The organism is Enterococcus sp. DIV1368f (assembly GCF_051712245.1).
GTDB lineage: Bacteria > Bacillota > Bacilli > Lactobacillales > Enterococcaceae > Enterococcus > Enterococcus faecalis.
Window position 1 is genome coordinate 58,892 of sequence record NZ_JBIOON010000002.1, and the last position, 7,623, is coordinate 66,514.

Sequence of the window (7,623 nt, forward strand, 5' to 3'; positions counted from 1 at the left end):
TTATTTTGAGAAAGATATAAAATCAATATATCCCTTTTCCCCAATTTTTACAACGGCATTGTAGGGCTTTTTCTCTTTGTTTTTGATTCCTTTTACCAGGGTTTCTTTTCCCTCCAGTAATTCTTTTACATTCGTTTTGGTTAGTTTTTTCTTTCTAAAATGTTCAGCTAAAGTAAACTTACATTCAGGATAATTTGAACAACCATAAAACGATTTTTTTAATACAATATTGTTGCCACACTTAGGACATTTTCCTACAATACTTTTTTCTGCTTCTTTTTCTTTCTGTTCCTGGTAATCAGAAAAATTTAGTTTTTCTATATCGTTAGGTACAGCTTCCAGTAAATGAACAATGAATTTTTTGATATTCGTAATAAAGTTCTCTTGATTGCCTTCTCTTTTACCGATTTTTTTTAAATACGTTTCCCATTTAGCCGTCATTTCAGCACTCGTTAAAAGGTGCTGACTTTCAACTGCCTGGCACAATAATTTTCCTTTTTCAGTTACAACAAGCTTATTCTTAATCACTTGGATATATTCTTTTTGTTTTAACGCTTCAATAATACTTGCTCTTGTCGCTTCTGTTCCAATCCCCTCAACTTCTTGTAAAATCTTGATTGCTTCTTCATCATCAACCGTTTTATTCGCCGTTTTCATAGCAGTTAATAATGTACCCTCTGTAAAAGCTTTTGGCGGTTGCGTTTCTTTTTCAACACTCTTAACACCAACTTCGGCACGTTCGCCAATGATAACGAGTGGTAACGTTTGAACGTCCTCTTTTTCTTCTTTGGTTTGTTGTTTGAAAAGAATTTTCCACCCTTCTTGCTTTGGTGTCTTTCCGATCGATTGAAACAGCAAATCAGCTACTTTCGTTTGTATCTTGGTTTCTTCATACAAGTAATCAGGTAAAAACATGGCAACGGTCGTTTTAACGACTAAAGCATATATTTTTCGTTGTAAATCGTCCATTTTCGCTAATACAGATTCGTTAGGTACTTGTTTTGTTGGGATAATGGCGTGGTGTTCCTGTACCTTACTACCGTCCACATAACGCTTTCTAGGCTCTGTTTGAACCATTTCAAGATCAAGTCCTAAAAAACCGCTATATTTGCCAAAATTCGCTTTTAAATAAGCAAATTCGTTCTCTGTAATAAATGGTGTATCTGTTCTTGGATAACTCAATAATTTTGCTTCATACAGTCCTTGCATAGCTTTTAAAGTTTGGCTCGCTGTCGCTTTATAAAGCTGATTGACTTTTGATTGCAAACTACTTAAAGAAAACAAACTCGGACTATTCGTTTTCTTCTCTTTGGTTTGAACATCAGCAATTATCCCCTCTTGATTGCCTATTTTAGCTTGTTTAGAAGAAACAAAAGCTAAAAGCTCCTCTTGGGTTTTAAAACGCTGTGTGGGGCTTAGAACGCCCTTAAACGACCCTTGGTTTACTTTTATACTAGCTTCCACCTCGAAAAAAGGTTCTTTTTTAAAATTCTCTATGGCTTCCTGGCGCTGAAAAATAAGGTATAAGGTGGGCGTTTGAACACGTCCTAGTGAAAATGTACCTTGTACGCCCTTCTGTTGTAAATTTAACGTATACAAAGGGCTTGCGTTCATGCCGATCAACCAATCGGCAATTTGGCGTGTTTGCGCTTCTTGATAAAAGGGATAGTAATTCATTCCAGGTTGCAAATTTTGAAAACCGCTTCGGATTACATCTTTTTCTAAGCTATTGATCCATAGTCTTTTAAATGTTTTATCTTTTGAAAAGGCATTTGCTTTATGGATAATCGACCAGGCGAATATCGATAGGTAAACTTTTGAAGTAATCTCCAGTTTTTCCCCCGATCCACACCGTGCATGCGATTTTCACCGCACACGGCGTTCCATCAACAAATTAAACCTTTTGTTTTCCTAAGTCTCGCAACCAAATTAATAATGTAGTGAGGTGTTTCTAACTAACAACCTTAATTTATTCAGCCTTTTGACCTGTTCATCATTAAGGTTTAATAAGGTCATATATCGCTGAATAGTATCTTCCTTGGTAGCATGTATTAGAATATGAACTTCAGGTTTAACAATAATCAAGTTACTATACTTGTCATCTTTAGATAAATGATAAGGTATCTTATGATGACAATGCATATCTAGGACATTTAGTTCTTCACCCGTTACCGAACACTTACCCAACTGAGCTATAAATAATGAAATTCGATTATCATTAAATTCCACTGTTGCTCTGTCGCTGACTACAGGATGGCTCCTGATCCAACGAAGTGCTATTTCAGATACGGCTGATTGATTACGATGAATGAGCTCACGTCCCTCAGGGGTGTATTTATTAATTTTAACTTTAAGGTACATAGGGTTCCTATGTTGTACAAAACTAACTGGTATAATTGGGCGTCCCGCCAGGTATCTAATATTCTTTGACTGGACGTAGTTCAATATCCCTTTATCTTTACCAGTATATTTACCCATTTTTGTCAATCCATCGATAGACAATCGATTTCTCATTGTCAGAAGAACTGAGTAATGAACTTTTTTAAAATCTTTATTAACGTGAGTTGCTATTCGATAGTAACCGTGCATGCCAATAACTTTACTATTATAATTCCCTATAGCTCTAATAGTATTCATGCTATTAGGTGATTTTTTGATTTCCTTGATTTGCTCTTTAAGTTCTATTCTCATACGGTTAATTGCTTTATCCGAAACATGAGAGTGCATTATATATCTATTTTTCCCTTTTCTTTCCAGCTTTAAATTGAAACCTAGAAACTCACTACTTTCCTTACGAAGGTTCGTGATTTTGGATTTTTCGATAGATACAGGTAGATGCAATCGCTGTTCCAACCATTGTATCGAAGCATGATAAAGTAGTTCAGCCGTTTTCCGGTTATGACAAAATAATTTGAAATCATCTGCATAACGAACTATATAGAACTCTTTTAGTTTTGTATGTGAGCGCATTTTCCTATGATGATTTCCCATATGCTCGGTCCCATTAGCATTGTACTGTGTCTTAATTTCAGACATATACCTTGTTTCCCATTGTTCCGATATCCACCAATCAAATTCATTTTTATCCTTATTGTACAAAATAACAGCGAAATTTTTAAATCTATTCCTTATCGATACAAATTCCCCGTAGGCGCTAGGGACCTCTTTAGCTCCTTGGAAGCTGTCAGTAGTATACCTAATAATTTATCTACATTCCCTTTAGTAACGTGTAACTTTCCAAATTTACAAAAGCGACTCATAGAATTATTTCCTCCCGTTAAATAATAGATAACTATTAAAAATAGACAATACTTGCTCATAAGTAACGGTACTTAAATTGTTTACTTTGGCGTGTTTCATTGCTTGATGAAACTGATTTTTAGTAAACAGTTGACGATATTCTCGATTGACCCATTTTGAAACAAAGTACGTATATAGCTTCCAATATTTATCTGGAACATCTGTGGTATGGCGGGTAAGTTTTATTAAGACACTGTTTACTTTTGGTTTAGGATGAAAGCATTCCGCTGGCAGCTTAAGCAATTGCTGAATCGAGACTTGAGTGTGCAAGAGCAACCCTAGTGTTCGGTGAATATCCAAGGTACGCTTGTAGAATCCTTCTTCAACAATCAGATAGATGTCAGACGCATGGCTTTCAAAAACCACTTTTTTAATAATTTGTGTGCTTAAATGGTAAGGAATATTCCCAACAATTTTATACCTCTGTTTGTTAGGGAATTGAAACTGTAGAATATCTTGGTGAATTAAAGTGACACGAATGTTCAGTTTTAATTTTTCTGACGATAAGTTGAATAGATGACTGTCTAATTCAATAGACGTTACCTGTTTACTTATTTTAGCCAGTTTCGTCGTTAAATGCCCTTTACCTGTTCCAATTTCGTAAACGGTATCGGTTTCTTTTAAATTCAATTGTTTTATTATTTGGTTGAGTACTTTTTCACTCGTTAAAAAGTTTTGAGAATATTTTATATTTTTGTTCATGTAATCACTCCTGAAGTGATTACATCTATAAATAAATACAGAAGTTAAACGATTTGTTTGTAATTTTAGTTATCTGTTTAAAAAGTCATAAGATTAGTCACTGGTAGGAATTAATCTAACGTATTTATTTATCTGCGTAATCACTGTTTTTAGTCTGTTTCAAAACAGTAGATGTTTTATCTACATTACGCATTTGGAATACCAACATGACGAATCCCTCCTTCTTAATTACAAATTTTTAGCATCTAATTTAACTTCAATTCCTATTATACAAAATTTTAAGATAATGCACTATCAACACACTCTTAAGTTTGCTTCTAAGTCTTATTTCCATAACTTTAGGGTTAACCATACGCAAGACCAATCACTCTCGGACAATACTCATGATTTTAATGATAAAATCCATGTTAAACCCATAGATAAGAAATACACCTGCAATAACCGTTACCTGTTTGTGCCAATTTAAAAATGCACCACTTTTTTATAATTAAAACGGTTGAAAACTGTACCACTAATAACTCACAATAGAGAGATGTCACCGTCAAGTTAAATGTACAAAATAACAGCGAAATTTTTAAATCTATTTCTTATCGATACAAATTCCTCGTAGGCGCTCGGGACCCCAAAAGGAATTTACACCTTATAACGATTATGTAGACTGCCCTTTTGATTTGAAGTGGCCAACTGCTTTCCCTTTAGGAGAGTTGCAAGCAGCAATCAAAGAAACGGATGAATTTAATGCTCGAGAGATTGAAAGACTGCCACAGCAGTCACAGGCTCAAATAGAACACTTGCTAAGTCGCTCAATCAAACAGAATAAGGTCCTAGAAATTCAGCTGAATTCCTTAGATGAATATGAGCGTGTAAAACCTTCTATACGTGGTGTATTTCGTGGCATGATTGAATTCGATGTCGCACTTATTGGAGATCAGCAAATCGATTTTTACGATATTAGGCACATACAAATACATGATTTTTACAAATGGTCGGAAAACGAACCCGAAAAACCGATAGACAATCCTTTTTCAGAAGTAAAATTTTCAGAGTTAACCGAAGAAGAAAACAACGCAATCGATGCTTTTATCAATGAATATTACAGTGACGGAGATTTTTATGAAGACATATGATTATCGAGGATCAGTAATCAAAGAAGGAAATAAAACAACTAGTATTGCTTATGTACAATGTCAAGTAATTCTGATAAATACAAGTGTTCCTGGTGTAAGCGAACGTATATGTTAGGAAAAGAGATTTATAGATGAAATAAAGTACTGAAGGTTTTAAAAGTCCATAGGGATATTTTGAATTTATGTTATAATTATTGCGGCAACTGCCAAGTAAGGTGGTGTAACTATGGCTGAGAAACTAATTTCGTTGATTATCGCACCGCTACTTGTGGGTCTAGTACTTTTGCTAGTTGATCGTTGGTTAGACGATTAGCCGATAATCTAAGCAGTTGCCTTCTAACTCCAACGCTGAAGTCGCAACAGCGCAAAAAAAGCCCTCCTACCGCAAATAGGGGGGCTTTTTGGTGTAACTGAGCTGTTGAACTAATTTCGTTTCGCACCTTCAGTATAACATATTATTAAAAGAGGTCAACAAAAAAGAAGCAGCTACGCCCTTCCCTTATTGCATGTTTTTTAGTACAATATTACTGCGAACGCATTAATAACATGAGAAAGGAAACTTACCCCCCATGCCTAGAAAAACCTTTGTATATCCACACCCTATCAACGCATACATTATCAAGCAACTAGGGATTACTGTAGAAGAATTTTGTGAATTACATGCTTTCTCTCAAGGAACTGTCTCTTCCTGGATTACTCGCAACAAAAAAATTGAAACACTTCCTATTTCATTTATTTATTCTCTTTCTTTGTCGGCCAACAAGACTATGGATCAGGTCTATTCAGACCTTCTAAAACTGCAAGACGATTATTTGCTGCACTTAGAACGCCACAGACGAACTAAAAAAATTATAGATGAAGAATAAAATTGTAATATCATATTATTGTAACATCGTATACTTAAACTATAATAATATTGTACTATTACAATATCACTATATTGTGAAGTGACAATACTATGTAATTGTAATATCGTAATATTAATAAATCGCAATAGTATGACTACACGATTGAACAATATTGTAATATTAATAAATTGTGATATTGCAATATTGCGATATTGTGATATAATAATGACACAACATCACAAGGAGGACATTATTATGGCACGAATAATTTCAGTTGCAAACCAAAAAGGCGGTGTTTCAAAAACAACGACTAGTATTAACCTAGGAGCAGCATTGCATTTTACTTTTAACAAAAGCGTACTTGTAATTGACATGGACCCCCAGGGAAATGCCACTGATAATTTTGGATTCGATATTGATGGTACGAATGTTCCAACAATATATGAAGTATTAAAAGATGAGGCTTCGATTACTGAAGCTATTCTAAATTACAAAGGAATCGATGTAATTCCTGCTGATATCGCTCTTTCTTCAGCAGAGCGTGAATTTACACAAGTTGGAAGTGAACATAGACTTAAAAGAGTTCTTCAACCAATTGAAGAAAACTATGATTATATTATTATTGATTGCCCACCAAGTTTGGGTATATTAACAGTAAATGCGTTCACTGTCTCTGATGAAATTATTATTCCTGTAGAAGCCGCATATTTTTCACTAAAAGGATTAGTTAAATTGAACGAAACAATCGAGACTGTTAAAGAATACACAAATGAGAGCTTAATCATACGAGGTGTTCTTTTCACAAAATATAATGAAAGATTTAACATTTCAAAAGAAATGAATAAAACAGCAAATCAAATTTCTGATGCCCTCCACGTAAACATATTCGATACTTACATTAGACGAACTATCACTGTTGATGAAGCCCAAGCAGCAGGTTCTGACTTGATTAGCTTTAACAAGACTTCGACCGCTGAAGACGATTATATCCAGTTTACAAAAGAATTTTTAGAGAAGGTAGGAGATTTGAATGAGTAATAATAGAGGAAAATCAGCTGCGGAACGACTTCTGGGTGGAGGAAAAGAAGACTCCAATCCAACTAAAGCAACTACTTCTAATGACAAAGAATTAAAAACTACACATGAACACATTGTTATGAATAAAAAAAACATAGAAAAATTGATTAAGCAACAAGGTAACAGCAAAAGAAATGCTGATAGTATTCGGATCAATCCAATCCTTGCAAATGCTTTAAAATACTGGACTTCAATTGGCGAACCAGAAAAAAGTAAACCTGATGTTATCGAAGAAACGCTTTTGAAATCTATTCCTGAAGAGTATTTAATTAAAGGATATGAAATGGCAAAAAAACAAAATAAAATTTGATAATATTGTGTAATCACAATATTACAATATTAGGCAACAACAATATTATGATATTGTTGTTGTTTTTTTTCTACAAACGCTGTTGTGTCAATAATAATCTTTTGAATATTGTAATATTTCAATATCACGATATTACAATTGTGTTATATTATAATATCGTGATATAATAAAAAAGTAGCCAAATACTGTTATATCAGTATTTGCACGGGAAATAAAAGTAGGTTAAACTATAAACTAACAAAAACAGAGAGGTAAAGCT

9 protein-coding genes and 2 pseudogenes are annotated in these 7,623 nt (G+C 34.0%); 6 read left to right on the plus strand and 5 right to left on the minus strand.

The features are described from left to right. The 5 genes and pseudogenes from IGL07_RS13925 to IGL07_RS13945 all read right to left on the minus strand — a co-directional run. Entirely contained in the window at positions 1–1,677 is a 1,677-nt protein-coding gene (locus IGL07_RS13925; protein ID WP_185097752.1) for a type IA DNA topoisomerase, read from the minus strand. Between the two features lie 252 nt (positions 1,678–1,929). Further along, positions 1,930–3,036, minus strand: coding sequence for a hypothetical protein (locus IGL07_RS13930; RefSeq protein ID WP_229085743.1), 1,107 nt, complete (start codon positions 3,034–3,036; stop codon positions 1,930–1,932). Between the two features lie 228 nt (positions 3,037–3,264). Continuing rightward, positions 3,265–4,002 (minus strand): 23S rRNA (adenine(2058)-N(6))-methyltransferase Erm(B), encoded by a 738-nt coding sequence (gene erm(B) / locus IGL07_RS13935; RefSeq protein WP_001038790.1) that lies wholly within the window; start codon positions 4,000–4,002, stop codon positions 3,265–3,267. Between the two features lie 124 nt (positions 4,003–4,126). Further along, positions 4,127–4,210, minus strand: a complete 84-nt coding sequence (locus tag IGL07_RS13940) for a 23S rRNA methyltransferase attenuation leader peptide (protein ID WP_001814874.1) — start codon at positions 4,208–4,210, stop codon at positions 4,127–4,129. 48 nt (positions 4,211–4,258) lie between these two features. After that, a pseudogene (locus IGL07_RS13945) lies at positions 4,259–4,342 on the minus strand (MLS leader peptide); the annotation flags it as partial. Between the two features lie 259 nt (positions 4,343–4,601). Between IGL07_RS13945 and IGL07_RS13950 the strand changes: the two are divergent. From IGL07_RS13950 to IGL07_RS13975, 6 genes and pseudogenes are all read left to right on the plus strand, one after another. After that, complete coding sequence (locus tag IGL07_RS13950; protein ID WP_029659170.1) at positions 4,602–5,129, plus strand: hypothetical protein; 528 nt, start codon at positions 4,602–4,604, stop codon at positions 5,127–5,129. Further along, a pseudogene (locus tag IGL07_RS13955) lies at positions 5,077–5,264 on the plus strand (excinuclease ABC subunit C). Before IGL07_RS13950 ends, IGL07_RS13955 begins: the two are co-directional and overlap by 53 nt. Before the next feature lie 91 nt (positions 5,265–5,355). After that, complete coding sequence (locus IGL07_RS13960; RefSeq protein ID WP_012881081.1) at positions 5,356–5,442, plus strand: type I toxin-antitoxin system Fst family toxin; 87 nt, start codon at positions 5,356–5,358, stop codon at positions 5,440–5,442. A 256-nt stretch (positions 5,443–5,698) separates the two neighbouring features. After that, positions 5,699–5,995: a hypothetical protein gene (locus tag IGL07_RS13965; protein ID WP_002394805.1), complete on the plus strand. Its 297-nt coding sequence runs from the start codon at positions 5,699–5,701 to the stop codon at positions 5,993–5,995. Positions 5,996–6,232: 237 nt separating this feature from the next. Continuing rightward, positions 6,233–7,015: a ParA family protein gene (locus tag IGL07_RS13970; RefSeq protein WP_002369746.1), complete on the plus strand. Its 783-nt coding sequence runs from the start codon at positions 6,233–6,235 to the stop codon at positions 7,013–7,015. Further along, entirely contained in the window at positions 7,008–7,364 is a 357-nt protein-coding gene (locus IGL07_RS13975) for a hypothetical protein (RefSeq protein WP_002394807.1), read from the plus strand. The genes IGL07_RS13970 and IGL07_RS13975 overlap by 8 nt, the downstream gene beginning before the upstream one ends. Positions 7,365–7,623 lie beyond the last annotated feature (259 nt).